At 72.2% G+C, this 24,434-nt stretch carries 24 protein-coding genes and 1 pseudogene; 14 read left to right on the top strand and 11 right to left on the bottom strand.

The features are described 5' to 3' along the window. Both TR49_RS01560 and TR49_RS01555 read left to right on the top strand, forming a co-directional pair. Positions 1–417 (top strand): FCD domain-containing protein (locus TR49_RS01560; protein WP_042376152.1); only part of this gene is annotated, 417 nt, incomplete at its 5' end. Positions 418–506: 89 nt separating this feature from the next. Further along, complete coding sequence (locus tag TR49_RS01555) at positions 507–1,100, top strand: hypothetical protein (RefSeq protein ID WP_042376150.1); 594 nt, start codon at positions 507–509, stop codon at positions 1,098–1,100. A gap of 52 nt (positions 1,101–1,152) precedes the next feature. Here the strand turns inward: TR49_RS01555 and fabI are convergent, their stop codons facing one another. Both fabI and fabG read right to left on the bottom strand, forming a co-directional pair. Beyond that, positions 1,153–1,923 (bottom strand): enoyl-ACP reductase FabI, encoded by a 771-nt coding sequence (fabI, locus tag TR49_RS01550; protein WP_042376148.1) that lies wholly within the window; start codon positions 1,921–1,923, stop codon positions 1,153–1,155. Positions 1,924–1,928: 5 nt separating this feature from the next. Next, positions 1,929–2,633, bottom strand: coding sequence for a 3-oxoacyl-[acyl-carrier-protein] reductase (gene fabG / locus TR49_RS01545; protein WP_042376147.1), 705 nt, complete (start codon positions 2,631–2,633; stop codon positions 1,929–1,931). A gap of 198 nt (positions 2,634–2,831) precedes the next feature. On the opposite strand from fabG, the gene TR49_RS01540 reads away from it, so the two are divergent. The 4 genes and pseudogenes from TR49_RS01540 to TR49_RS01525 all read left to right on the top strand — a co-directional run bounded on the left by TR49_RS01540 (position 2,832) and on the right by TR49_RS01525 (position 6,743). Next, on the top strand, positions 2,832–4,349 hold the full coding sequence (locus tag TR49_RS01540; protein WP_174501534.1) for a TldD/PmbA family protein: 1,518 nt from the start codon (positions 2,832–2,834) through the stop codon (positions 4,347–4,349). Further along, positions 4,349–5,751, top strand: a pseudogene (locus TR49_RS01535) (metallopeptidase TldD-related protein). Before TR49_RS01540 ends, TR49_RS01535 begins: the two are co-directional and overlap by 1 nt. Before the next feature lie 149 nt (positions 5,752–5,900). Continuing rightward, entirely contained in the window at positions 5,901–6,266 is a 366-nt protein-coding gene (locus TR49_RS01530) for a DUF3099 domain-containing protein (RefSeq protein WP_052433874.1), read from the top strand. Positions 6,267–6,479: 213 nt separating this feature from the next. Continuing rightward, positions 6,480–6,743, top strand: coding sequence for a hypothetical protein (locus TR49_RS01525; protein WP_042376410.1), 264 nt, complete (start codon positions 6,480–6,482; stop codon positions 6,741–6,743). Here the strand turns inward: TR49_RS01525 and TR49_RS01520 are convergent. Beyond that, entirely contained in the window at positions 6,673–7,962 is a 1,290-nt protein-coding gene (locus TR49_RS01520; RefSeq protein WP_063769999.1) for a glycosyltransferase 87 family protein, read from the bottom strand. The two genes, TR49_RS01525 and TR49_RS01520, sit on opposite strands and share 71 nt — an antisense overlap. Before the next feature lie 242 nt (positions 7,963–8,204). Continuing rightward, complete coding sequence (gene moaA / locus TR49_RS01515) at positions 8,205–9,230, bottom strand: GTP 3',8-cyclase MoaA (protein WP_236653164.1); 1,026 nt, start codon at positions 9,228–9,230, stop codon at positions 8,205–8,207. Between the two features lie 179 nt (positions 9,231–9,409). Between moaA and TR49_RS01510 the strand changes: the two genes are divergently transcribed. The 4 genes from TR49_RS01510 (at position 9,410) to TR49_RS01495 (ending at position 13,611) form a co-directional block, all read left to right on the top strand. Continuing rightward, positions 9,410–10,651, top strand: a complete 1,242-nt coding sequence (locus TR49_RS01510; protein WP_042376406.1) for a CaiB/BaiF CoA transferase family protein — start codon at positions 9,410–9,412, stop codon at positions 10,649–10,651. Then, on the top strand, positions 10,648–11,823 hold the full coding sequence (locus TR49_RS01505) for an acyl-CoA dehydrogenase family protein (protein WP_042376140.1): 1,176 nt from the start codon (positions 10,648–10,650) through the stop codon (positions 11,821–11,823). Before TR49_RS01510 ends, TR49_RS01505 begins: the two co-directional genes overlap by 4 nt. A 74-nt stretch (positions 11,824–11,897) precedes the next feature. Beyond that, on the top strand, positions 11,898–12,626 hold the full coding sequence (locus TR49_RS01500; protein WP_042376138.1) for an SDR family oxidoreductase: 729 nt from the start codon (positions 11,898–11,900) through the stop codon (positions 12,624–12,626). 1 nt (position 12,627) lies between these two features. Beyond that, on the top strand, positions 12,628–13,611 hold the full coding sequence (locus tag TR49_RS01495) for an RNA polymerase subunit sigma-70 (RefSeq protein ID WP_369405286.1): 984 nt from the start codon (positions 12,628–12,630) through the stop codon (positions 13,609–13,611). Here TR49_RS01495 and TR49_RS39545 read toward each other — a convergent pair. Both TR49_RS39545 and TR49_RS01485 read right to left on the bottom strand, forming a co-directional pair. Further along, a complete protein-coding gene (locus TR49_RS39545; RefSeq protein ID WP_236653163.1) occupies positions 13,586–14,314 on the bottom strand; it encodes a hypothetical protein in 729 nt (242 codons plus the stop codon). The genes TR49_RS01495 and TR49_RS39545 overlap by 26 nt on opposite strands. A 113-nt stretch (positions 14,315–14,427) precedes the next feature. Further along, on the bottom strand, positions 14,428–15,471 hold the full coding sequence (locus tag TR49_RS01485) for a zinc-dependent alcohol dehydrogenase family protein (RefSeq protein ID WP_042376136.1): 1,044 nt from the start codon (positions 15,469–15,471) through the stop codon (positions 14,428–14,430). Between the two features lie 73 nt (positions 15,472–15,544). Between TR49_RS01485 and TR49_RS01480 the strand changes: the two genes are divergently transcribed. The 4 genes from TR49_RS01480 to TR49_RS01465 are packed head-to-tail and all read left to right on the top strand — an operon-like array spanning position 15,545 to position 20,004. Beyond that, complete coding sequence (locus TR49_RS01480) at positions 15,545–16,591, top strand: DEDDh family exonuclease (RefSeq protein WP_042376134.1); 1,047 nt, start codon at positions 15,545–15,547, stop codon at positions 16,589–16,591. A 22-nt stretch (positions 16,592–16,613) separates the two neighbouring features. Next, positions 16,614–17,402 (top strand): SURF1 family cytochrome oxidase biogenesis protein, encoded by a 789-nt coding sequence (locus tag TR49_RS01475; RefSeq protein WP_042376133.1) that lies wholly within the window; start codon positions 16,614–16,616, stop codon positions 17,400–17,402. A gap of 32 nt (positions 17,403–17,434) precedes the next feature. After that, positions 17,435–19,231 carry a glycoside hydrolase family 15 protein gene (locus TR49_RS01470; RefSeq protein WP_042376132.1) on the top strand — a complete coding sequence of 599 codons (1,797 nt, stop codon included), beginning with the start codon at positions 17,435–17,437 and terminating at the stop codon, positions 19,229–19,231. Positions 19,232–19,242: 11 nt separating this feature from the next. Beyond that, positions 19,243–20,004 (top strand): SDR family oxidoreductase, encoded by a 762-nt coding sequence (locus TR49_RS01465; RefSeq protein WP_042376131.1) that lies wholly within the window; start codon positions 19,243–19,245, stop codon positions 20,002–20,004. A gap of 18 nt (positions 20,005–20,022) precedes the next feature. Here TR49_RS01465 and TR49_RS01460 read toward each other — a convergent pair whose 3' ends face one another. The 5 genes from TR49_RS01460 to TR49_RS01440 all read right to left on the bottom strand — a co-directional run bounded on the left by TR49_RS01460 (position 20,023) and on the right by TR49_RS01440 (position 24,399). Continuing rightward, positions 20,023–20,319, bottom strand: coding sequence for a GYD domain-containing protein (locus tag TR49_RS01460; RefSeq protein ID WP_042376127.1), 297 nt, complete (start codon positions 20,317–20,319; stop codon positions 20,023–20,025). An 81-nt stretch (positions 20,320–20,400) separates the two neighbouring features. Beyond that, positions 20,401–21,186: an enoyl-CoA hydratase/isomerase family protein gene (locus TR49_RS01455; protein ID WP_042376126.1), complete on the bottom strand. Its 786-nt coding sequence runs from the start codon at positions 21,184–21,186 to the stop codon at positions 20,401–20,403. A 157-nt stretch (positions 21,187–21,343) separates the two neighbouring features. After that, positions 21,344–21,574 carry a helix-turn-helix domain-containing protein gene (locus TR49_RS01450; RefSeq protein ID WP_042370079.1) on the bottom strand — a complete coding sequence of 77 codons (231 nt, stop codon included), beginning with the start codon at positions 21,572–21,574 and terminating at the stop codon, positions 21,344–21,346. Positions 21,575–21,924: 350 nt separating this feature from the next. Then, positions 21,925–23,523, bottom strand: a complete 1,599-nt coding sequence (locus TR49_RS01445; RefSeq protein WP_042376123.1) for an ABC-F family ATP-binding cassette domain-containing protein — start codon at positions 23,521–23,523, stop codon at positions 21,925–21,927. Between the two features lie 114 nt (positions 23,524–23,637). Beyond that, positions 23,638–24,399, bottom strand: a complete 762-nt coding sequence (locus tag TR49_RS01440) for a PQQ-binding-like beta-propeller repeat protein (RefSeq protein ID WP_152627007.1) — start codon at positions 24,397–24,399, stop codon at positions 23,638–23,640. Positions 24,400–24,434: the final 35 nt, after the last annotated feature.

The raw sequence follows: 24,434 nt of genomic DNA, 5'->3' as shown, positions 1-24,434 counted from the left end.
ATGCACCGCCGCTTCGCGGAGGCGGAGAAGTCCGAAGTGACGGAACTCCGCCTGGCGTTGGAGGCGGCCGCGGCCCGCCTCGCGGCCACCCGCCGCACCGCGCAGGACCTGCGCCTGCTCCAGACGGCGCTGAACCGCCGCGAGGAGGCCTGGAGTTCGGGCGACGCCGAGGCCTTCGTCCTCAACGACGCCGCCTTCCACCAGGCGGTCATGGCCGCCTCCCACAACCGCGTCCTCGCTGACCTCTACGCCGACCTCGGCGAGGTCCTGCGCGAGGAACTGCGCGAAACCGTGGGCCCGGTCCTGGAGGAGCACCGCTACGTCAGCCACGACGGCATCCTCGACGCCATCCGCGCCGGCGACGCCGAACACGCGGCCGCCGAGGCCGCGAACGCGCTGCAGGGCTGCCGCAGCTGAGGCCTCGCCTGTCGGCGGGGGCTGCCTTTCGGTGGGATCTGCCTGTCAGCGGGGTCTGCCTGTCAGCGGCGTCTGGCAGTATCCGGCCCATGAAGATCGACACGCTGCTGCGGCAGTTGGCGGACGAGCACGTCCTGGAGTGGGACCGCCCGGAGGAGTTCCAGCGCGCCGGTGACCTGACGGTCGCCGGGAACGTGGTGTTCAGCTGCCCTGAACCGCCCGAGTGGTCCGAGTGCGAGGACGTACCGCCGGGCGACCACCCCGTCTACCTCGGCACGGTCCGGCGCACCGACCAGCAGAGCGGCGAGACCTCGACGTTCGTCACCATGGTGCTGGTCCCGCTGGCCGAGCCCGAGGTCATCGCCGAGGCCGTCTTCGAGGACGCGGTGGAGGACTGGCAGCCGCTGGGCGCCGAGACCGGCTTCCTGTGGGACTCGACCGCGATGGACGCGTTCCGGCCCGGCGGAACCCCGCCGAAGGGCTTCGCCGATCTGGACGCCCTCGTGGCGCACGTCGAGTCCGAGCTCGGCACGTCGGGCGCGGCCTGGGTGAGCGTCGTGGCCAACGAGCAGACCGGGGCCAACGTCCTGGCGTTCCCGGTGCTCGACGAGTCGGCGCTCTGCCTCGAGGCCCGTGACGAGGACGGCAAGCTGGTCGCCCTGCTGTTCGCCGGCTCGATGTGAACGCGAAGGGCGCGGGGAGCCAGGCTCCCCGCGCCCTTGGGCAAGGCGCTGCTTACGCGCCGATCGCGTGCAGGCCGCCGTCGACGTGGATCATCTCGCCCGTCGTCTTGGGGAACCAGTCGGACAGCAGCGCGACGACGCCGCGCGCGGCCGGCTCCGGGTCCGTCACGTCCCACTCCAGCGGGCTGCGGACGTTCCAGGTGTCGGCCAGCTGCTCGAAGCCCGGGATGGACTTCGCGGCCATGGACTTGATCGGGCCGGCCGAGATCAGGTTGCAGCGGATGTTCTGCTTCCCGAGGTCACGGGCGAGGTAGCGGGAGGTCGCCTCCAGCGCGGCCTTCGCCGGGCCCATCCAGTCGTACTGCGGCCAGGCCACCGTCGCGTCGAAGGTCAGGCCCACGATGGAACCGCCCTCGGCGGGCAGCAGCGGGAGGCAGGCCATGGCGAGCGACTTCAGCGAGAACGCGCTGACGTGCATGGCCGTGCCGACCGACTCCCACGGGGTGTTCAGGAAGTTGCCGCCCAGGGCGTCCTGCGGCGCGAAGCCGATGGAGTGGACGACACCGTCGAGGCCGCCCAGTTCCGCGCGCACGGCGTCCTCCACGGACGCGAGGTGCTCGGCGTTGGTGACGTCCAGCTCCAGCACCTTGGCCGGCTTCGGCAGCTTCTTGGCGATGCGCTCGGTCAGGCTCGGGCGGGGGAACGCGGTCAGGATGACCTCGGCGCCCTGCTCCTGGGCCAGCTTGGCGACCTGGAAGGCGATGGAGGACTCCATCAGCACGCCGGTGACCAGGACGCGCTTTCCGTCGAGGATTCCACTCATGGTGATCAGTGACCCATTCCCAATCCGCCGTCCACGGGGATGACGGCTCCGGTGATGTATGCGGCCTCGTCCGAGGAGAGGAAGCGGACGGCCGAGGCGATCTCGTCCGGGGACGCGTAGCGGCCCAGCGGGACCTGCGAGACGATCTCGGCGCGGCGGTCGTCGCTCAGCACCGCGGTCATGTCGGTGTCGACGAAGCCGGGGGCGACGACGTTGCAGGTGATGTTGCGGGAGCCCAGCTCACGCGCCACCGAGCGGGCGAAGCCGACCAGACCGGCCTTGGAGGCCGCGTAGTTGGCCTGACCCGCGGAGCCCAGCAGGCCGACCACGGACGAGATGAGCACGACGCGGCCCTTGCGGGCGCGCAGCATGCCCTTGGTCGCGCGCTTGACGACGCGGAAGGTGCCGGTGAGGTTGGTGTCGAGGACGGAGCTGAAGTCCTCCTCGGACATGCGCAGCAGCAGGGTGTCGCGGGTGATGCCGGCGTTGGCGACCAGCACCTCGACGGGGCCCTGGGCCGCCTCGATCTCCTTGAAGGCCTGCTCGACCTGCTCGGAGTCGGTGATGTCGCACTTGACGCCCAGCAGCCCCTCCGGCGGCTCGCCGGAACGGTAGGTGACGGCGACCTTGTCGCCCGCCTCGACGAAGGCGCGGGCGATGGCGAGGCCGATGCCCCGGTTGCCTCCGGTGACCAGAACCGACCGGCTCACAGGCATACCTCTCTCACGTGCAGCGATCTCGCGGACATTGCGACGCTATCCGCTCGCGGACGGCGTGGGCGAATCGACCCTCCACAGCGCGGCGCGGTGGTATCTGTCGGCTTCTGACAGTCGCACGCACGGAACGCGCGGTTCGGGGCAGGATGCGTACCAGCAAATCTTCCCTCGATCCCTCAGAAGAGGAGACCGATGTCGCGGACATCGCCAGGCATGGACGACTCCTTCCTCGCCCTGCCGCTGCGGCCCCTCGCCGACGCCGCACTCAGCCGGGCCCGGGCGCTCGGCGTCAGCCACGCCGACTTCCGCCTCGAGCGGGTGCGCAGCGCCTCGCTGCGCCTGCGCGACGCGCGTCCGGCGGGTGGTTCGGACTCGATGCAGCTCGGCTACGCGGTGCGCGTGGTCGTGAACGGCGCCTGGGGCTTCGCCGCGGGCGTGGACCTGACGCCGGAGGCGGTCGCCCGCGTCGCCGAGCAGGCCGTGGCGGTCGCCCAGCTTTCCGGCGTGCTCAGCGAGGAGACCGTGGAACTGGCCGAGGAGCCTGCCTACGGCGACGTCAGCTGGGTCTCCTCCTACGAGGAGAACCCCTTCGACGTGCCGGACGCGGAAAAGGTCGCGCTGCTGGCCGACTGGAGCCGCCGCCTGCTGGACGCCCAGGGCGTCTCGCACGTGACGGCCGCGCTGCTGGCCGTGCAGGAGAACAAGTTCTACGCCGACACCGCGGGCACCACCACCACGCAGCAGCGCGTGCGGGTGCACCCGGAGCTGGAGGCGGTCTCCGTCGACGAGGCGACCGGCGCGTTCGACTCGATGCGGACCATCGCCCCGCCGGTCGGCCGCGGCTTCGAGTACCTGCGCGGCACCGGCTGGGACTGGAACGCGGAGCTGGCCGAGCTGCCGGAGCTGCTGGCCGAGAAGATGAAGGCCCCCGGCATCGAGGCCGGCCGCTACGACCTGGTGGTCGACCCGTCCAACCTGTGGCTGACCATCCACGAGTCGATCGGCCACGCCACCGAGCTGGACCGCGCGCTCGGCTACGAGGCGGCCTACGCGGGCACCTCCTTCGCCACCTTCGACAAGCTCGGCTCGCTGCGCTACGGCTCGGACCTGATGCACGTCACCGGCGACCGCACCGTCGAACACGGCCTCGCGACCATCGGCTACGACGACGAGGGCGTGCAGACGCAGGCGTGGGACCTGGTCAAGGACGGCACGCTCGTCGGCTACCAGCTCGACCGCCGGATGGCGAAGCTGAAGGGCCTGGGCCGTTCCAACGGCTGCGCCTTCGCCGACTCCCCCGCGCACGTGCCGGTGCAGCGGATGGCCAACGTCTCGCTCCAGCCGGCCGCCGACGGCCCGGACACCGCCGGGCTGATCGCGGGCGTGGAGGACGGCCTGTACATCGTCGGCGACCGCTCCTGGTCGATCGACATGCAGCGCTACAACTTCCAGTTCACCGGGCAGCGGTTCTTCCGCATCCGCGGCGGCAAGCTGGCCGGCCAGGTCAAGGACGTCGCCTACCAGGCGACCACCACGGACTTCTGGGGCTCCATGGAGGCCGTCGGCGGTCCGCAGACCTACGTGCTGGGCGGCGCCTTCAACTGCGGCAAGGCCCAGCCCGGCCAGGTCGCGGCCGTCTCGCACGGCTGCCCCTCGGCCCTGTTCCGCTCCGTCAACGTGCTCAACACCCAGCAGGAGGCGGGTCGCTGATGACCGCACAGAACTCGGCTCTGCCCCACGAGCTGGTCGAGCGCGCACTGGAGCTGTCCCGCGCCGACGGCTGCGTCGTCATCGCCGACGAGGAGTCGACGGCCAACCTGCGCTGGGCGGGCAACAGCCTCACCACCAACGGCGTCACCCGCGGCCGGACGCTCACCGTTGTCGCCACCGTCGACGGCCAGGAGGGCACCGCCTCCGGCGTGGTCTCCCGCGAGGCCGTCACCAGGGACGACCTGGAGGACCTGCCGCCGAGGCCGCCGCGCGGGCGGCGGGCCCGGCCGAGGACGCCCAGCCGCTGCTGGCGGCCGCCGGTCCGGCCTCCGCCGACTTCACCGAGGCACCGGCCGAGACCGGCGCCGACGTCTTCGCCGCCTTCGCCCCGGCGCTCGGTGAGGCCTTCGCGCTCGCGCGCAAGAGCGGCCGCCTGCTCTACGGCTTCGCCAACCACATGGTCACCTCGACCTACCTGGGCACCTCCACCGGCATCCGGCTCCGGCACGACCAGCCGACCGGCACGCTGGAGCTCAACGCCAAGACCGCCGACCTCTCCGCCTCCGCCTGGGCGGGCGCGGCCACCCGCGACTTCCGCGACGTGGACGTGGAGGCCCTGGAGGCGCAGCTCGCGCAGCGCCTGGCCTGGGCCGAGCGGAAGGTGGACCTGCCCGCGGGCCGTTACGAGACGCTGCTGCCGCCCTCGGCGCTGGCCGACCTCATGATCTACATGAGCTGGTCGGCGGGCGGCCGCGACGCCAAGGAGGGCCGCACGGTCTTCTCCAAGCCCGGCGGACAGACCCGGGTGGGCGAGAAGCTGGCCCAGCTGCCGCTGACGCTGCGCAGCGACCCGGCCTACCCCGGCCTGGAGGCCTCGCCGTTCGTCCTCGCCCACGCCTCGGGCGGCGACAGCTCCGTCTTCGACAACGGTCTGCCGCTGGCCCCGACGGACTGGATCCGCGACGGCGAGCTGACCAACCTGCTGACCACGCGTCACTCGGCGGGCCTGACCGGACTGCCGGTCCGCCCCGGCATCGACAACCTCGTCTTCGAGGGCGCGGACCCGCAAGCGGGCCCGACGCTGGATGAGATGGTCGCCCGCACGGAGCGCGGCCTGCTGCTGACGTGCCTGTGGTACATCCGCGAGGTGGATCCGGCGACGCTGCTGTTGACGGGCCTCACCCGCGACGGCGTCTACCTGGTCGAGAACGGGGAGGTGACCGGCGCGGTGAACAACTTCCGGTTCAACGAGTCCCCCGTCGACCTGCTCGGCCGGATCACCGAGACCGGTCGCACCGAGGCGTGCCTGCCGCGCGAGTGGGGCGACTGGTTCACCCGCGCGGCGATGCCGCCGGTGCGGGTCGCGGACTTCCACATGAGCTCCGTGAGCCAGGCGTCGTGACGCCCCACTGACCGGTCCGGCCGGTCTCCGGCAGTCCCGGTCCCCGGCATGTCGCGGGCACCCCCCTCTCCTCGGGCGGGTGCCCGCGGCGTACGGTGGAGCGACGGGGGAGCGAGCCCCACAGAGCGCGAAGGGGCGGTGCGGCGGGGATGACCAAGGCGAAGGCGATCCGGATCACCGGCGCGCGGTCGAGCCTGACCGACGACGTGCGCGCGCGGCAGCGCCGCTACCTGGTCTCCATGCTGGTCCGCACGGTGTGCGTGATCCTCGCCGTCGTGCTGTGGCAGGAGTCGCGGATCGCGGCCATCGTCGCCCTGGTCGGCGGCACGGTCATCCCCTACTTCGCCGTCGTCTTCGCCAACGCGGGCCGCGAGGGCGCACCGAGGGCGCCGGAGTCCTTCGCCGTCGACTTCCGGCCGCCGCCCGCGCTGGGCCCCGGCGCCGGCACTGGCTCTGGCACCGGCACCGGTACCGGTACCGGCACCGGTGATTCGAACACCGACGCGCAGCCGTGACGCGCGTTCCTGGCCACGCCCTCAAGCCTTAACGGAGCCTTAGCGGGAGCCCGAATTTGTTTCTCGGGATCACTGGCCAACGGCACATCCCTTCATGCCATACTGCTGACGCGCTCCGCATCCCCCGTCGGAGCGACGGACCGATGCCGGGCGGCTCCCCCCGTGGCTGCCCGGCATCGCCTTGCCCGCCGCGCGCGGATTAGGGTGGTCGGCATGAGCTCCGACACTCTCGCCTCCGAGACCCCGGATCAGCCCGTCTGCTCGGCCAAGGGCTGCCGCGCCGCCGCCGCGTGGGTGCTGGCCTGGAACAACCCCAAGCTGCACACCCCCGACCGCCGCAAGACCTGGCTCGCCTGCGACGAGCACAAGGACCACCTGTCCCAGTTCCTGGACCTGCGCGGCTTCCTCAAGGACGTCGTGCCACTGGCCGACTGGCAGGCTGCCGACTCACCGGAGGGCGAGGCCCGGGCAAGCTGACCCGCACCCCTGGCAGCGCCGGCACGGGTTCGGCCCCTGGCCGCAGCAGCCGCCACGCCAGCAGCGCCAGCACGGCGACGCCGACGAGCACGTACACGTTGCCCAGCAGCATCTGCCCTGGATTCCAGCGCAGTTCACGGAGCTCGCCCATGGGCACGACGAACAGCGACCAGCCACTGAAGACCGCGACCAGCGCGCCGAGCAGTAGGCGCGGCCCGCGCGCGGACGAGTGCCGCACCTGACGCACCAGCAGGGCGGCCAGCGGCACCACGAAGACCCAGTGGTGACTCCACGATATGGGGCTGGCCAGCGCGCCCGCACAGGCCGTGACCAGCAGGGCGCCGAGGGCCTCGCCACGGGAGTGCAGCTTGCGCGCGAGCAGCAGCGCAACGACGACGCAGAGGCCCGCGGCCACCGCCGCGACGGCGAAGGCCCAGCTCGCCTGCCCGGTCAGTCGCTGCATCAGCCCGTTGAGCGACTGGTTGCCGCCCCAGGCGTTCCCGGTGGCGTCGTCGCCGCCCAGCATGCCCCCGGTCACGTAGTCGACCGTGTCGGTCGGGAGCAGCAGCGCGCCGAGCAGGTTGAGCCCGACGAACACTCCGAGCGCCCGCCCTGCGTCCGCGCGGCGGCCGGTGACCAGCAGGTACGCAACGAAGATCAGCGGCGTCAGCTTGACGGCAGCCGCCAGCCCGATCAGCGTCCCGCCCCAGCGGGTGCGCGGCAGCAGCAGTCCGTCGGCGACGACGAGCGCGAGCAGCAGCAGGTTCACCTGCCCGAGCGAGAAGGTGCGCCACACCGGCTCCAGTGCGAACGCCCCCACCATGGTCAGCGCGGCGACCGGCGTCCAGCGCGCGTCCCTGAAGGGCGTCCGCACGACGAACGCGAGCGCGAACGTCGAGACGACGGCCATCACTCCCCACGCGAGCTGCAGCGGAAGCAGCGTCAGCGGCGTGAACAGCAGCGCCGCGACGGGAGGATAGGTGAACGGCAGCTGCCGCACCTGCGACCAGTGCGGGAGAGCCGCCAGCGGCTCGTACAACGGCTTGCCATGCAGCACGGCCCACGCGCCCGCCCGGTACACGGCGTCGTCGAACCCCATCGGCCACCCGAGCACCCACCCCACGACGGCGGTCACACCGAACACCAGGGCGATGGCCGCAGCGGGGTGACGGGTCGGCAGCAACTTCCCCAGGCCGTGCGTCCGTTCCTCGTGCGTCATGCGGGCTCCCCCTGGCTCGGATGGCACGCGCCACTCTATGCCCTGCACATTTCCGACCATCGCACGGATATTCAGTTGCCCTACTTCGGAGGCGCGGGGAACTGCGCGAGAAACCAACGACATCGGGGCACCCCCGGCCGAAGGCTGGGGGAGGATGGCCCTGCGCGTTCGGCATGCCGGCTGGGTGCGTTCCCCGCGCCTGCGGGTGAGTTCAACGTCCCCCGCGCCCAGCCTGGCGGGCTTCAGCCGCCGATGGCGGACATCGGGCGGGCCGGCTGGTGGAAGGCCGGGGCGTCGATGCCTGCCGGGGCGTCGGTGCCGGCGGCGGCCTTCTTGCCCCACATCGCCTTGCGCCACAGCTCCGCGATGTCGGTGTCCGTGCCGCCGCCGCGGAGCGCCCCGCGGAGGTCCGTCTCCTCCGTCGCGAAGAGGCAGTTGCGGATCTGGCCGTCGGCGGTGAGCCGCGTACGGTCGCAGGCGCGGCAGAACGGGCGGGTGACCGAGGCGATGACGCCCACGCGTCCGGGACCGCCGTCGACGAGCCACCGCTCGGCCGGCGCCGCGCCGCGCGCCGCGCTCGGCTCGGGGGTGAGCGTGAAGCGCGCGGAGAGGCGGTCGAGGATCTCCTCCGCGGTGATCATGTTGGTGCGCACCCAGCCGTGCTGGGCGTCCAGCGGCATCTGCTCGATGAAGCGGAGCTCGTAGCCGCGCTCCAGGGACCACGCCAGCAGGTCGGCCGCCTCGTGGTCGTTGACGCCGCGCATCAGCACTGCGTTCAGCTTGACCGGCAGCAGGCCCGCGGCCTCCGCCGCGGCGAGGCCGGCCAGGACGTCGTCGAGGCGGTCGCGGCGCGACAGCGTCCGGAAGGTCTCGGGGTCGAGGGTGTCCAGGGAGACGTTGATCCGGTCCAGCCCGGCGGCCTTCAGCGCGGACGCCGTCCGCGCGAGGCCGATGCCGTTGGTGGTGAGCGACAGCTCAGGCCGCGGCGTGAGCTCCGCGCACCGGGCGACGATGCCGACCAGACCGGGCCGCAACAGCGGCTCGCCCCCGGTGAAGCGGACCTCGCGCACGCCCAGGGCCTGCACGGCGATCCCGACCAGCCGCACGATCTCGTCGTCCGTCAGCAGGGTGTCCTTGGCCAGCCACTGCATGCCCTCCTCGGGCATGCAGTACGTGCAGCGCAGATTGCACCGGTCGGTCAGCGAGACACGCAGGTCGACGGCACGACGCCCGAAGGTGTCGAGCAGACCCTGCTCCGCCGTGGTCACGATGCCCTCCGCCTTCCGTTGCCTTCCGCTCCAGCCTAGTGCCCGCGTGCGACACGGCCGCCCTGCCGACCGCGCGACGGACACCGGGGACGCCATGGACACTGAGGAGTGTCCATGTCGGGCTTCTCACCGCTGGGGCCTATTCCAACCCTCGTTTGGATCTTGCGAGCATGACGTCCATGGCAAGCACTCCGGATGGCACCTCCCCGTCCAGCCCGGTCGCGTCCGGCCCGCCGCCGCTGGACGGCGTGCTCGTGGCCGACTTCAGCCGCGTGCTGGCCGGCCCGCTCGCCGCGGCGACCCTCGCCGACCTGGGCGCGACCGTGATCAAGGTCGAGCGTCCCGGCGAAGGCGACGACACCCGCGCGTGGGGTCCGCCGTTCGTCGACGGCACCGCCGCCTACTTCGACTGCGCCAACCGCTCCAAGCAGGGCGTCACGCTGGACCTGGCCGATCCCGGGGACGCCGCGCTGGCGCGCGAGCTGGCCGCTCGCGCCGACATCCTGATCGAGAACTTCAAGCCCGGCTCGCTCGCCCGCTACGGCCTGGACCAGGCGTCCGCGCTGGCCGCGAACCCGGGGCTGGTCTACTGCTCGATCACGGGCTTCGGCACCGGCAGCGCACTGCCGGGCTACGACTTCGTGGTGCAGGCCGTGGGCGGCCTGATGAGCATCACCGGCGCACCGGACGGCGAACCGCACAAGGTCGGCGTCGCACTGGTGGACGTGCTGACGGCCAAGGACGCGGTCGCCGCGATCCTCGCCGCGTTGCACCACCGCGACCGCACCGGCCAGGGCCAGCACGTCGAGGTGAATCTGCTCGCCAGCCTGCTCGGCTCGCTGGCCAACCAGGCCTCCTCCTACCTCGCCACCGGCAGCGCTCCGTCCCGGATGGGCAACCAGCACCCCAGCATCGCCCCCTACGAGACGCTGCGTTGCGGCACGGGCGCCTCTGACGGCACGGGCGGCGCCGAACTGCTGGCCGTCGCCTGCGGCAACGACGGGCAGTTCCGCGTGCTCGCGAAGACCCTCGGGGTCCCGGGCCTCGCCGAGGACCCGCGCTACGCGACCAACGGCGAGCGCGTGCGCAACCGCGCCGAGCTGGTCGTCGTGCTGGAAGCGGCCCTGGCCGCCCGCGGCGCGGCCGAGTGGCAGGCGCTGCTGACCGAGGCGGGCGTGCCGTGCGGGCCCGTCAACGACCTGGCCGGCGCGTTCGCACTGGCCGCCGAGCTGGGCCTGGCGCCGGTCGCGGACGTGGGCCCGGGCCGGGTGCCGCAGGTGCGCAGCCCGCTCACCCTGACCGCGACTCCCGTCCGGCCGCCCGTCGCGCCGCCGCGGCTCGGCGAGCACAATGACGCCGTACGCGCCTGGCTCGCCGCTCCCGCTTCCCACCCTCTCCCCGCTGACAAGGACCGCGCATGAGCACCGCTCTCGACCCCCGTGACCCGCTCGGCTTCGACGACCTGCTGAGCGAGGAGGACCTCGCGGTCCGCGACACCGTCCGCGCGTGGTGCGCGGACCGGGTGCTGCCGCACATCGCCGACTGGTACGAGGCGGGCGAGCTGCCGACCGTGCGCGAGCTGGCCCGTGAGCTCGGCTCCATCGGGGCGCTCGGCATGCACCTGCACGGCTACGGCTGCGCGGGTGCGACGGCCGTCCAGTACGGCCTGGCCTGTGTGGAGCTGGAGGCCGCCGACTCCGGTCTGCGTTCGCTGGTCTCCGTCCAAGGCTCGCTGGCGATGTACGCGATCCACCGCTGGGGCAGTGAGGAGCAGAAGCAGCAGTGGCTGCCCGGCATGGCGGCCGGCGAGACCATCGGCTGCTTCGGCCTGACCGAGCCCGACCACGGCTCCGACCCGGCCTCGATGCGCACCAGCGCCAAGCGGGACGGCTCGGACTGGATCCTCAACGGCCGCAAGATGTGGATCACCAACGGCTCGGTGGCCGGCGTCGCCGTGGTCTGGGCGCAGACGGACGAGGGCATCCGCGGGTTCGTCGTCCCGACGGACACGCCCGGCTTCTCGGCGCCGGAGATCAAGCACAAGGGCTCGCTGCGGGCCTCGGTCACCAGCGAGCTCGTCCTGGACAACGTCCGGCTGCCCGCCGAGGCGGTCTTCCCGGAGGTCCGCGGCCTCAAGGGTCCGCTGTCCTGCCTCAACCAGGCCCGTTACGGCATCGTCTGGGGCTCGCTCGGTGCGGCCCGCAGCTGCCTGGAGGCGGCGCGCGAGTACAGCATCACCCGCGAGCAGTTCGGCAAGCCGATCGGCGGGTTCCAGCTGACCCAGGCCAAGCTGGCCGACATGTCCCTGGAGCTCAACAAGGGCCTGCTGCTGGCCTGGCACCTGGGCAACCGGATGGACGCGGGCACGCTCCGCCCGGAGCAGGTCAGCTACGGCAAGCTCAACAACGTGCGCGAGTCCATCGAGATCGCGCGGACGGCCCGGACGATCCTGGGCGCGAACGGCATCAGCTACGAGTACCCGATCATGCGCCACGCCAACAACCTGGAGTCGGTGCTGACCTACGAGGGCACCGTCGAGATGCACCAGCTCGTCATCGGCAAGGTCCTGACCGGCCAGGACGCCTTCCGGTAGCGGTCCGCGACGGATTCTCGCGCTGCGGCTGGTCCTTTTTCCCGACGGAATCAACCAGCCGCAAGGAGAGTCCGATGACCGCGATCATCACCGGGGCGAGCCGGGGCTTCGGCCGGGCCATCGCCGCCACGTTCGTCGCCCAGGGGACGCGCGTCCTCGGCGTCGCCCGGAACGAGGCCGAGCTCGCCGCCGTGCGCGAGGAGCTCGGCGAGGGCTTTGTGCCCGTCGTCGGGGACGCCACCGACGAGGCGCTCGCCGAGCGTCTCCTGCACGAGCACCGTCCGACGCTGCTCGTGCTCAACGCCGGGGTCGGGCCGCACCTCGGCGCGGTGCACGAGCAGACGTGGGAGACGTTCAGCGTCAACTGGAACACCGACACCCGCCAGGCCTTCACCTGGACCCGCGCCGCGCTGCGGCAGCCGCTCGCGCCCGGGAGCGTCGTGGTGGAGATGTCCAGCGGCGCCGCGCTCAAGGGCTCCCCGCTCAGCGGGGGGTACGCGTCGGCCAAGGCGGCGGTCCGCTTCATCAGCGGCTACGGCGCGGAGGAGTCGGCCCGCGCCGGCCTCGGCATCCGGTTCGTGGCGTTGCTGCCGCAGCTGACGCCGCTGACCGGGATCGGCTCGCTCGCCGTGGACGGCTACGCCGCGCGGGCCGGGGTGGACCGGGAGACCTTCATCCGGGGCCTGGAGCCCGTGCTGACGCCCGAGCTGGTCGCGAAGGCGGTGCTGCAGGTGGCGACGGACCCGGACAGTGCGGCCGAGTACGTCGTGACCGGCGCGGGCCTCAAGCCGCTGGGCCAGTGACGTGACTACCGTGGGCTCCATGGTCTCGAACCCCGAGTTCGCCGCGCTCACCGAGCCGTTCCGGCCGGAGCTGCTCGCGCACTGCTACCGGATGCTCGGCTCGCTCCACGACGCCGAGGACCTGGTGCAGGAGACGTACCTGCGGGCGTGGCGCGGCTTCGACCGGTTCGAGGGGCGGTCCTCGGTCCGGCGGTGGCTGTACAAGATCGCGACCATGGCGTGCCTGACCGCGCTGGAGACCCGGTCGCGGCGGCCGCTGCCGTCCGGGCTCGGCGCGCCGGAGGACGACCACCGGGTCGCCGTCGCCGCGCGCGAGCCGAGCGTCCCATGGCTGGAGCCCGCGCCCGACGCCCGGTTCGGCGGGGGCGGAGACGACCCGGCGGCGGTCGTGGCCGCGCGCAGCGGCGTGCGGCTGGCGTTCATCGCCGCGCTGCAGTTCCTCTCGGCCCGCCAGCGCGCGGTGCTGACGCTCCGTGACGTGCTGGCGTTCCGGGGCGCGGAGGTCGCGGAGATGCTGGACACGACGGCCGCCGCGGTCGACAGCACGCTGCGGCGCGCCCGCGCGGCCCTCGCCGAGGCCGGTCCGGTCGCGGACGACCTCGCCGAACCCGACGAGACCGCCCGGCGCAGACTGCTCGACGACTACGTGGACGCCTTCACCCGGGCCGACGCCGACGCACTGGTGCGGTTGCTGCGCGCCGACGTCGAGTTGGAGATGCCGCCGACCCCGACCTGGTTCACCGGCCGCCCGGCGGTCGTCGGCTTCCTCTCCGCCAGGGTCATGCGTCCGGGCCTGTGGCGGATGGAGCCGACCCGCGCCAACGGCCAGGCCGCGGTCGTGATCCGCAGGCGCGGTGACGACGGCGGCTACCACCCTTACGGGGCGCAGGTGCTGACGCTGTCCGGAGCGGCGGTGGCGCGCATCACCTCGTTCAACGACCCGCACCTGGTCCCCTTGTTCAGCTCCGCGCCGTCGCCTGGTTGAGCTCGGCCGTGTCCTCGGCCGCGAGCGGCGCCGCGGGCAGCGCGGAGGCGGGCACGGGCGGGCGGGGCAGTCGACGGGCGAGCGGCAGCACGAGCGCGCCGAGGACGAACCCGTAGCAGGTGACGAGCCCGTGGCCGTTGGCCTGGGCCACCCACATGGCCAGGCCGGCTGCGGGCGCGGCGAGGGCCAGCAGCCGCGGCTTGGCGTCCGTGGCGCTGAGCAGCAGGCCCGCCGCGAGGGTCGCGGCCAGGAAGTACGTCGCGCCGGAACTGCCCGCGAAGTTACGCGGGTCGGTGCTGCGGGCGGTCTCCCCGAAGATCTCGTCGATCCGTTGGGGCAGCAGGATGCCCGCCGCGAACAGGGCCAGCATCAGCGGCGCGCGCCAGAACCACTGTGCGAGCGCGGCGACGGCCGCGAGGGTGACCAGGTTCCAGACGGTCCCGAACGCCCCGCCGTTCTGCATGAAGACGGAGGTCACCACCCGCCACCAGCCGTTGCGGCGCGGATCACTGTCCAGCGCGTCCATCGCCCCGGACCAGCACAGCTGCAGCACCACCGCGCCGACGGCCACGGCGGTGAGCGCTACCGCGGCCCAGGGCACCGGCCGGCGACGGACCGTGTCCTCGCCGACCAGCACCACCCCGGTGCGGAACAGCAGCACCATCAGCGCCGCGGTCGTCAGGTTGAACGCAATGGCACTCAAGCGGATCTCCCCCGTGATCAGGCTCAACAGTGAGCATGATCACTTTACGGGGGAGAGGTGACTGGTGCCGCGCCCGCCAACCTCTGCGCGGGGCAAGGCCGGCGGGCACGGCACTAGAAGGTGATCTTCACCTTGAGCGCCGTGCGCTCGTCCATCGACTTGTAGCCGTCCGGGACTCCGGACAGCGGCACCTCGGCGTCGAAGACCGGGGAGGGGTCGATCACGCCGGAGAGGACGTCCGCCAGCAGCTCGGGGATGTAGGCGCGGGCCGGGGCGACGCCGCCGCGCAGGGCGACGTTGCGGTTGAACATCTGGCTGATGTCGACGCCCGCGCTGCCGCCGTGCGGGACGCCGACGTAGCCGACCGCGCCGCCGTCGCGGGTGATGGAGATCGCGGTCTTCATGGACTGCTCGGTGCCCACCGCCTCCAGCACGGCGTGCGCGCCCAGACCGCCCGTCAGCTCGCGCACCGCGTCGACCGCCTCGTCGCCGCGCGCGGCGACGACGTCCGTCGCGCCGAAGGTGCGGGCGATGGCGGTGCGGGTCTCGTGGCGGCCCATCGCGATGATGCGCTCCGCGCCCAGCCGCTTGGCGGCGAGCACGCCGCACAGGCCGACCGCACCGTCGCCGACGACGGCGACCGTCGCGCCGGGACGGACGCCCGCCGCCAGCGCCGCGTGGTGGCCGGTGGACATCACGTCGGACAGGGCGAGCATCGCGGTCAGCAGCCGCTGGTCCGACTGGGCGTCAGCGGGGAGCTTGACCAGGGTGCCGTCGGCGAAGGGCACCCGGACCGCCTCGCCCTGGCCGCCGTCGGAGCCGGGCTCGCCCCAGAAGCCGCCGTGCGGGCACGAGGTCTGCAGGCCCTCGGCGCAGAACTCGCACACGCCGTCGGACCAGACGAACGGCGCGACGACCAGGTCGCCGGGCCCCACGCCGCGGACGTCAGCGCCGACGGACTCGACCACGCCCAGGAACTCGTGCCCGATCCGCTGGCCCTTCTCGCGTGCGGCGACGCCGCGGTAGGCCCACAGGTCGCTGCCGCAGATGCAGGCGAGGACCGTGCGGACCACGGCGTCGGTGGACTTCCGCACGACCGGATCGGGGACCTCCTCCACCCGGATGTCGTTCGGTCCATGGATCACAGTGGCGCGCATGTTTCTGTCTCTCTCTGTCTCTCCGTGCAGGCCGGTCGGGCGCTGTCGGGCTTCCACCGTATTGTGTTCCACCGTGCTTCCTGGATCTGACATCGAGACGTGGCCCGCGGACTACCCGGACGCGGGGTGGGCCGTGGTCGACGTGGAGACCACCGGCCTCGGCCGGACGGACCGCGTCATCTCCGTCGGTGTCTACCAGCTCGACCCGCGCGGCGCGGTGCAGGACCACTGGTACGCGACCGTCAATCCGGAGCGCGATCCCGGCCCGGTCTGGATCCACGGGCTGACCAGCGACATGCTGGAGGGCTCGCCGACCTTCCCCGGGGTGGCCGAGGAGCTGAGCCGGCGGCTGGCGGGGCGGGTGCTGGTCGCTCACAACGCCCTGTTCGACTGGTCGATGATCTCCCGTGAGTACGCCCGGATGAGCAGCCGGGCGCCGATCGAGCAGCGGCTGTGCACCATCGTGCTCTCGCGCGACCTCGGGCTGCCGCTGCCCAATCACAAACTCGGCACCCTGGCGGCGCACTTCGGCGTCGAGACGCGCCGCGCGCACCACGCGCTGGACGACGCGCGGGTGCTGGCGGAGGTCTTCCGGCCGAGCCTGCGGCTGGCGGCCGAGGCGGGGCTGCGGCTGCCGCTGGTGCCGTGCGTCCCGATAAGCGATCTGGGCCTGGCCGAGGAGTCCCGGGCGGCCGCCCGCTCGTACATCCCCGGACAGGCAGGCCCGCAGATGGTGCGCCGGGCCGGCGCGTGGGGCGGATACCGCCCGGCCAAGCGGCGCCCCGTCTGTCCGTACCCGAACCCGGGGCGCTGGCGTCCGGACGGTCCGCTGGTCCAGGGCATGCGAGTGGCGATCACCGGGGACACCGCGACCGACCGCGAGGTGCTGGAGGACCGGCTCACCGAGGCCGGGCTCCACGTCGCCTCGTCTGTGAGCCGTCTCACCAGCCTGCTGGTGACCAACGACCCGGGCGGCTGGTCCACCAAGGCCCGCAAGGCGCGCGAGGTCGGCACGCCGACCGTGGACGAGGCGGCGTTCCTGCAACTGCTGCAGCACGTCCAGGAGCAGGAGGCCGCGCCTGGGCCGGCGCAGGGCGGACCCCCGGCGCAGGGGCGCTGAGAAGCGGAGGTACCGTTCTTCAGTGTTCCGCATCCTGCTCACCCGGCGCTGGGTGGCGCTCACCCTGGTGTTCCTGGCCCTCATCCCCGCGATGATCTGGCTGGGCCAGTGGCAGTACCACCGCTACCAGCAGACCAACCGCAACAACGCCATGACCAACGCCAATCTGGACGCGGCGGCGGTTCCCATGGAGTCGTTGTCGAAGCCGGGCGCGACGGTCCCGCTGAGCGAGATGTACCGGACCGTCACCGCGCACGGGCACTTCGACCCGGCGCACCAGTTCGTGGTGCGGCACCGCACCGACGCCTCCGGCGACAACATCGGCTTCTACCTGGTCACCCCGCTGATCCAGGACGACGGCAAGGCGGTGCTGGTCAACCGCGGCTGGATCACCCCCGGCAACACCATGGGCGCCCAGTTCCCGGCCGTCCCGTCCACGCCGACCGGCGAGATCACCGTCACCGGGCGGCTGCGCCCGGACGAGACCACGGCGCTCACCGGCATCCGGAACCCGGGCGGCATGCCCGACCGGCAGTTCATGCTGATCAACAGCGGTGAGCAGCAGAAGCGTCTCGGCGAACCGCTGCTGGCCGGCTATCTGGAGCTGACCGGTTCCTCGCCCGCGCTGCCCTCGTCCGCGCAGGCCGAGCAGGTGCCGAACCCCAACGACAACCAGTCCGACAGCATGGCGGTCGTGGGCAAGGGCGTGCACCTGCCCTACGCGATCCAGTGGTGGGTCTTCGCCGCGCTGATCCCCGTCGCGTGGTGGTTCCTGTTCCGACGCGAGATCAAGCTGGCCCGAAAGGCCTGATTTCGGCGGCGCGTAGGGGCAGGATGGACACCATGCCCGGACGCATCGAGGACTACGCGCTGATCGGAGACCTGCAGACCGCCGCGCTGGTGGGCAGGGACGGATCGATCGACTGGCTCTGCCTGCCCCGCTTCGACTCCCCCAGCTGCTTCGCCGCGCTGCTCGGCGGCGACGAACACGGACACTGGCGGCTGGCCCCCGCCTCGGACGGCGAGGCGCCGTTCCGCTCCTACATCGGCGACAGCCTGGTCCTGCAGACCGAGTGGACCACGTCCACCGGCAGCGTCCGGGTGATCGACTTCATGCCGCAGCGCGACCGCACGCCCGACGTGATGCGGATCGTCGAGGGCATCAGCGGGTCCGTGGAGATGGTCGGCGAGCTGCGGCTGCGCTTCGACTACGCGCGCGTCGTGCCGTGGATGCGCCGCACCAACCACCACCGGGTCGCCATCGCCGGCCCGGACGCCGTCTGGCTGCGCTGCGACGAGAAGGTCCACACCTACGGCCGCGACTTCGCCACGTACTCCGAGTTCACCGTCCACGCGGGCGAGCGGATCCCGTTCGTGCTGAGCTGGACCCCCTCGCACCACTCGGCCGCCCCGCGACAGGACGCGGAGAAGTCACTGGCGACCACCCTGGAGGACTGGCAGCGCTGGGCCGACCACTGCGCGCCGGGCCTCCTCGACCAGGACCAGTCGGCGGTGCGGCGCTCGTTGATCACCCTGAAGGCGCTCACCTACGACCCCACCGGCGGCATCGTCGCGGCCGCGACGGCGGGCCTGCCCGAGCAGATCGGCGGTGCGCGCAACTGGGACTACCGCTTCTGCTGGCTGCGCGACTCCACCATGACGCTGTCCGCGCTGCTGAACGCCGGCTACCGGCGCGAGGCCGTGGCCTGGTACCAGTGGCTGCTGCGCGCGATCGCCGGCGACCCGGCGGCACTGCAGACCATGTACGGGGTCGACGGCGAGCGGCGCCTGCCGGAGCAGCTGGCCGACTGGCTCCCCGGCTACGAGGGCTCCCACCCCGTCCGGTTCGGCAACGCGGCCGTCGACCAGCTCCAGCTGGACGTCTACGGCGAGGTGGTGGACACCCTCTACCTGGGCCACCAGCACGGGATCAAGATAGAGCTTCACGTGTGGCGGCTCCTGCTCAAGCTGCTGGAGTTCCTGGAGGAGCACTGGTCCGACCCCGACGAGGGGCTGTGGGAGGTGCGCGGCCCGCGCCGCCACTTCGTCCACTCCAAGATCATGTGCTGGGTGGCCTTCGACCGCGCGGTCAAGCTCGCGGAGGAGACCAAGATGGCGGGCCCCGTCGAGCGCTGGCGCGAGCTGCGCGACATCATCCACGCCGACGTCTGCTCCCGCGGCGTGGACAAGAAGCGCGGCGTCTTCACCCAGTACTACGGCGGAGCGGCGCTGGACGCGTCCACCCTCTTCACGGTCAAGACCGGCTTCCTGCCGCCCGAGGACCCACGTGTCGTCGCCACCATCGAGGCGATCCAGCGCGAGCTGCACCACGACGGCTTCATCCTGCGCTACTCCACGCCGACCGACGACGCGGCCACCGACGCCGTGGACGGCCTGGCCGGCTCCGAGGGGGCGTTCCTGGCCTGCTCCTACTGGCTGTGCGACGCCCTGATCCTCATCGGCCGCGTCGACGAGGCCCGCGCCCTCTTCGACCGGCTGCGCTACCTGGCCAACGACCTCGGCCTGATCTCGGAGGAGTGGGATCCGGTGGCGGGCCGTCAGCTCGGCAACACCCCACAGGCGTTCACGCACGTCGCCCTCGTCAACACCGCGTTCCAACTCGCGCACACGGAAGGCTGAACCGCACGCCCATGGACCTCGGACTCGCCGGACGCGTCTACATCGTCACCGCCGCCACCCGTGGCCTGGGCTTCGCGAGCGCGCGGGAGCTGGTCGCCGACGGCGCGCGCGTCGTGGTCACCGGCCGGGAGGAGAAGTCCGTCGCGGCGGCCGTCGACGCGCTCGGCGGCGTGGAGGCCGCGGAGGGGGTCGTCGCCGACAACGCCGCGCCGGACACGGCGGAACGGCTGATGGGCGCGGCGCTGGCCCGCTTCGGGCGCCTCGACGGTGTCCTGATCAGCGTCGGCGGCCCGGCGGCGGGCACGGTGCTGGGCACGCCGGAGTCCGCCTGGCGCGAGGCCTTCGAGTCCGTCCTCCTCGGCGCGCTGCGCATCGCGCGGGCGGCGGCGGACGTCCTTCAGGAGGGCGGCGCCATCGGCTTCGTCCTGTCCAGCTCCGTCCGGCAGCCGATTCCGGGCCTGGCCGTCTCCAACGGCCTGCGCCCCGGTCTGGCGATGGCCGCCAAGTCCCTCGCGAACGAGCTGGGCCCGGAGGGCATCCGCGTCTTCGGTCTGCTCCCGGCCCGCATCGACACCGAGCGCGTCCAGCACCTCGACGGCCTGTCGGCCGACCCAGCCGCGACCCGCTCCACCCACGAGGCCTCGATCCCCCTACGGCGCTACGGCCGCCCGGACGAGTTCGGCAAGGTCGCCGCCTTCGCCCTCTCGCCTGCGGCGAGCTACCTCACGGGCATCATGATCCCGGTGGACGGCGGGGCGCTGCAGGGGCTCTGAGCGTGCGTCACGCCGCGATCAGCCGGTCGCCTTGGCGATGATCGCGTCCATTTCGGCGGCGTCGAAGGCGCGCATGCTGACCGTGCGGACATTGCCGACGCCGCTCACCTGGAGCAGCGCCGCAGTCGCCGTCTCGTCGTCGGGCGCGTCCACGACGACGACCATGTCGTACGGCCCGACCGTCCAGTACATGTCGCGCAGCTCAGCGCCCAGCGCCCCCACGGCGGCGCTGAACGCCTTGGACCGCGCGGTGGTGTCCTTGTAGCTCCGGACGCCCTGGTCGGTCCAGTTCACCAGGCTGATGAAAGTGGCCATGACCCCTCACACTCCTCTCTCCCATGTCTCCATGGTCGGACGCGAGGGGTCATCGGGCACGTCGCGCGTCCCCGCGGGGGGTTACTCCCCCACGCCCGCCAGGTCGCGCAGGCGGCGGAGCTGGGCGGCACGCTCGGCGGCGCGCTGCTCGTCGAGGGTTCGGCCGGGAGCGCCGGCCAGCAGGGCCTTGGTCTCGATGACGGCGTCCCGCGGGGACGCGAGAAGCGCGGCGGCCAGGTCGGACGCGGCGGCGTCGAGCTCCTCGGCCGGGACGACGAGGTTCGCGAGGCCGACGCGGGCGGCCTCGTCCGCGTGGACCCAGCGGCCGGTCGCGCAGATCTCCAGCGCGCGGGCCGGGCCGACCAGGTCGACCAGGGGCTTGGTGCCGGTGAGATCCGGGACCAGACCGAGCGCGGTCTCCTTCATGGCGAACTGGACGTCCTCGGCGACGACGCGCAGGTCGCAGGAGAGGGCGAGCTGGAAGCCCGCGCCGACGGCGTGGCCCTGGACGGCGGCGATGCTGACCAGGTCGGGGCGGCGCCACCAGAGGAAGCCCTCCTGGTACTCGGCGATGACCGCGTCGCCGTTCGGGCCCTTGGCGATCTCGATGAAGGAGAGCTCGCCGGGAATGCCCTCGGGGGTGAACGCCTGCCGGTTGAGGCCCGCGGAGAAGGAGACGCCCTCGGCGCGCAGCAGCACGACCCGGACCGTGCCGGGCAGCTCACGGCCGATCGCGGCCAGCGCGCGCCACATCGCGGGCGACTGCGCGTTCCGCCGCTCGGGACGGCACAGCGTCACCGTGGCGAGCTCGCCCTCGACCTCGAGGCGAACCCCTGCCTCGGCCCACTCGGCAGCTTGATCAGTCACAGGACCCTCCGGCAGTCGCCCAGCACAACATTGCTACCGAAGAGTAACCACATCGCCCCGCTCGTATCCAGAGCGCTGTGGACACGACGAACGACGGTCAGGGGGAGGAGATCCCGACCGCCGTTGCGTCACGAGCAGGTGCCGCGCCGGAACGCCGTCAGCCGGCGGCTGCGGCGGCCTTCGCCTTGCCGCGCGTGGCCCCACCGCGACCGCGGAGGGACACGCCGGACTCGCTGAGCATGCGGTGGACAAAGCCGTAGGAACGACCCGTCTCCTCCGCGAGCGCGCGGATACTCGCACCGGAGTCGTACTTCTTCTTGAGCTCGGTCGCGAGCTTCTCCCGCGCGGCACCAGTCACCCGGCTGCCCTTTTTCAGAGTCTCGGCCACCCGTGCCTCCTCGTAGCAGTGCTCTGTCGGAATCCCATGATCACCCATGGGGGGCTCCATGGCCACCCATTCGACAAGGTCGATGCCGGGATTCCCGGGCCGAAGTGGTGTCGCCGCGCGTACGGGGAGCGCACAGGATCAACCTGCACGCCCCCGGCCAGGGCGGGCCCCGCCGCCGAAATTGCTGATCAGCAGCGGTAATTGGGGATTGCAGAACATTGCGGATTCCACGGAATCCGACCCGTGCCGAGCAGCGGAACACGCAAGAGCCGATATGAGGTCTTCTGGGCCAGATGCATGATCCCTCGCCTAGTCGAACAGTTCCGACTAGGCGTTTTGCTACTGATAATTCACGCGAGCGACACGAGGTCCGCGTAACCCTCGTTCCAGAGGTCCTCGACGCCGTCCGGCAGCAGAATGATCCGCTCGGGCTGGAGCGCGTCGACGGCGCCCTCGTCGTGGGTGACGAGCACGACCGCGCCCTCGAAGGAGCGCAGCGCGCCGAGGATCTCCTCGCGGCTGGCCGGGTCGAGGTTGTTGGTCGGCTCGTCGAGCAGCAGCACGTTCGCGCTGGAGACGACCAGCGTGGCCAGCGCGAGACGGGTCTTCTCGCCACCGGAGAGCACGCCGGCCGGCTTGTCCACGTCGTCGCCGGTGAACAGGAACGAGCCGAGGATCTTGCGGACCTCGACCAGGTCCATGTCCGGCGCGGCGGAGCGCATGTTCTCCAGGATGGTGCGGTCCGCGTCCAGGGTCTCGTGCTCCTGGGCGTAGTAGCCGATCTTCAGACCGTGGCCCGGGACGACCTCGCCGGTGTCCGGCTTCTCCACGCCCGCGAGCATGCGCAGCAGTGTGGTCTTGCCGGCGCCGTTCAGACCCAGCACGACGACGCGGGAACCCTTGTCGATGGCCAGGTCGACGTCGGTGAAGATCTCCAGCGAGCCGTAGGACTTCGACAGGCCGTCGGCCGTCAGCGGCGTCTTGCCGCAGGGCGCCGGGGTCGGGAAGCGCAGCTTGGCGACGCGGTCGCTCTGGCGCACCGCCTCCAGGCCGGAGAGCAGCTTCTCGGCGCGGCGGGCCATGTTCTGCGCGGCGACGGTCTTAGTGGCCTTGGCGCGCATCTTGTCGGCCTGCGAGTTGAGCTGGTGCGCCTTCTTCTCGGCGTTGGCGCGCTCGCGCTTGCGGCGCTTCTCGTCGGCCTCGCGCTGCTGGAGGTAGAGCTTCCAGCCCATGTTGTAGACGTCGATGCAGGTGCGGTTGGCGTCCAGGTAGAAGACCTTGTTGACGACCTCGTCGACCAGGTTGACGTCGTGGGAGATGACGATGAAGCCGCCCTTGTAGGACTTCAGGTAGTCGCGCAGCCACAGGATCGAGTCGGCGTCCAGGTGGTTGGTCGGCTCGTCCAGCAGCAGGACGTCCGAGTCCGAGAAGAGGATGCGGGCGAGCTCGACACGGCGGCGCTGACCGCCGGAGAGGGTGTGCAGGGGCTGGCCCAGCACGCGGTCCGGCAGACCCAGGCTCGCGGCGATGGTGGCCGCCTCGGCCTCGGCGGCGTAGCCGCCCTTGGTGAGGAACTCGGTCTCCAGGCGCGAGTAGCGCTTCATCGCCTGGTCGCGGGTGGCGCCCTTGCCGTTCGCCATCTTGTCCTCGTTGAGGCGCATCTTGCGCAGCACCTCGTCGAGACCGCGGGCCGACAGGACGCGGTCGCGGGCGAGCACGTCGAGGTCGCCGGTGCGCGGGTCCTGCGGCAGGTAGCCGATCTCACCGCTGCGGGTCACCGTGCCGCCGGCCTGCTGGCCCTCGCCTGCGAGCACCTTGGTCAGCGTCGTCTTGCCCGCTCCGTTGCGGCCGACCAGCCCGATCCGGTCACCGGCGGCGACACGGAAGGTCGCCGACTCGATCAGGATGCGGGCGCCTGCGCGCAGCTCGATCTCGCTGGCGACGATCATGGTGAAACTACTCCCGGGGACGGTGCGCGAGGGTGCGCGTCGGCGCGCTCGCGGTCGGATGCGGCCAGGACCGTCCGTACGGGCCTATGCAGCAGGAGGCAACAAGCCTCCAGTCTACCGGGCTGCGCAAACGCATTCCGTGGCCGGACGGCCGGTGGTGGGGTCCACGGCGTACGGCAGGCTGCGCGGCACGACGAGCACCTCGACGTCGCCTTCGGCTCCCGCGCCCATCCGTACCGGGGCGAGGGCGGAGTCGTGCCAGCGCCGCCCGTCCAGGTCGAACCCCTCCAGCTCGGTCCTCCCGGCCCCGGCTGCGCAGTCGCGCCGGGCCAGCACCCACGCCCCCACGTGCACGGGCCCGGCCGGGCCCGAGTCGCGGAAGAAGCAGCCGGTGGAGGGCAGGGTCGAGGTGCGGAGGGTTCCGTCGCCGGTGTTGTAGGTCATCACCACGTCGTGGGTCAGCACCAGGAACGTTTCTCCTGCGCCCAGCGGCACCAGCACCAGGGGCGTCCCCGCCCCCACCCCGGGCACGTACCGGTGCCACCGCACCACGGCCGGCTCGGGCTCCATCCCGGTCAGCATCCCGTCGTCCCACAGGGCGACCGTGGTCGCGCCCACCGCGACGAGCCGCAGCGGCCGGTGCCCGCCCCGGCGGTAGCTCCACACCAGACGCCCACTGGCCGCGTCGTACCCCTGCACCTCCCCGCCGGCCCCCACCCGCAACGCATCAGCCCCACCCCGCTGCGCCCGACCGGCCCCCACCACGTCGTCCCCGAACGGCGCCGGCCGCGCCTCCCGCGCGGCGGCCCCCACGAGCGCGAGACCGACCAGCAGCAGCGCCGTGATCACAGCCCGAAGGGAGACGCGGGAACGCATGAACGCCACCGTAGGCGCTGGTCACCGCCTCACGG

The organism is Streptacidiphilus melanogenes, from assembly GCF_000787835.1.
GTDB classification, from domain to species: Bacteria; Actinomycetota; Actinomycetes; order Streptomycetales; family Streptomycetaceae; genus Streptacidiphilus; species Streptacidiphilus melanogenes.
Note: the sequence above shows the minus strand (reverse complement) of the source record. Positions and strands in the feature narration are given on the sequence as shown.

What these genes read in the sequence shown, in the direction of transcription:
- fabI (WP_042376148.1), bottom strand. Translation starts at nt 1,923, where the DNA reads ATGAGTGGAATCCTCGACGGAAAGCGCGTCCTGGTCACCGGCGTGCTG.
- TR49_RS01530 (WP_052433874.1), top strand. Translation starts at nt 5,901, where the DNA reads ATGACCAAGGCGAAGGCGATCCGGATCACCGGCGCGCGGTCGAGCCTG.
- TR49_RS01520 (WP_063769999.1), bottom strand. Translation starts at nt 7,962, where the DNA reads ATGACGCACGAGGAACGGACGCACGGCCTGGGGAAGTTGCTGCCGACC.
- TR49_RS01470 (WP_042376132.1), top strand. Translation starts at nt 17,435, where the DNA reads ATGCCCGGACGCATCGAGGACTACGCGCTGATCGGAGACCTGCAGACC.
- TR49_RS01460 (WP_042376127.1), bottom strand. Translation starts at nt 20,319, where the DNA reads ATGGCCACTTTCATCAGCCTGGTGAACTGGACCGACCAGGGCGTCCGG.
- TR49_RS01500 (WP_042376138.1), top strand. Translation starts at nt 11,898, where the DNA reads ATGACCGCGATCATCACCGGGGCGAGCCGGGGCTTCGGCCGGGCCATC.
- TR49_RS01525 (WP_042376410.1), top strand. Translation starts at nt 6,480, where the DNA reads ATGAGCTCCGACACTCTCGCCTCCGAGACCCCGGATCAGCCCGTCTGC.
- TR49_RS01485 (WP_042376136.1), bottom strand. Translation starts at nt 15,471, where the DNA reads ATGCGCGCCACTGTGATCCATGGACCGAACGACATCCGGGTGGAGGAG.
- TR49_RS01440 (WP_152627007.1), bottom strand. Translation starts at nt 24,399, where the DNA reads ATGCGTTCCCGCGTCTCCCTTCGGGCTGTGATCACGGCGCTGCTGCTG.
- TR49_RS01510 (WP_042376406.1), top strand. Translation starts at nt 9,410, where the DNA reads ATGGCAAGCACTCCGGATGGCACCTCCCCGTCCAGCCCGGTCGCGTCC.
- TR49_RS01465 (WP_042376131.1), top strand. Translation starts at nt 19,243, where the DNA reads ATGGACCTCGGACTCGCCGGACGCGTCTACATCGTCACCGCCGCCACC.
- TR49_RS01555 (WP_042376150.1), top strand. Translation starts at nt 507, where the DNA reads ATGAAGATCGACACGCTGCTGCGGCAGTTGGCGGACGAGCACGTCCTG.
- TR49_RS01505 (WP_042376140.1), top strand. Translation starts at nt 10,648, where the DNA reads ATGAGCACCGCTCTCGACCCCCGTGACCCGCTCGGCTTCGACGACCTG.
- TR49_RS01445 (WP_042376123.1), bottom strand. Translation starts at nt 23,523, where the DNA reads ATGATCGTCGCCAGCGAGATCGAGCTGCGCGCAGGCGCCCGCATCCTG.
- TR49_RS01540 (WP_174501534.1), top strand. Translation starts at nt 2,832, where the DNA reads ATGTCGCGGACATCGCCAGGCATGGACGACTCCTTCCTCGCCCTGCCG.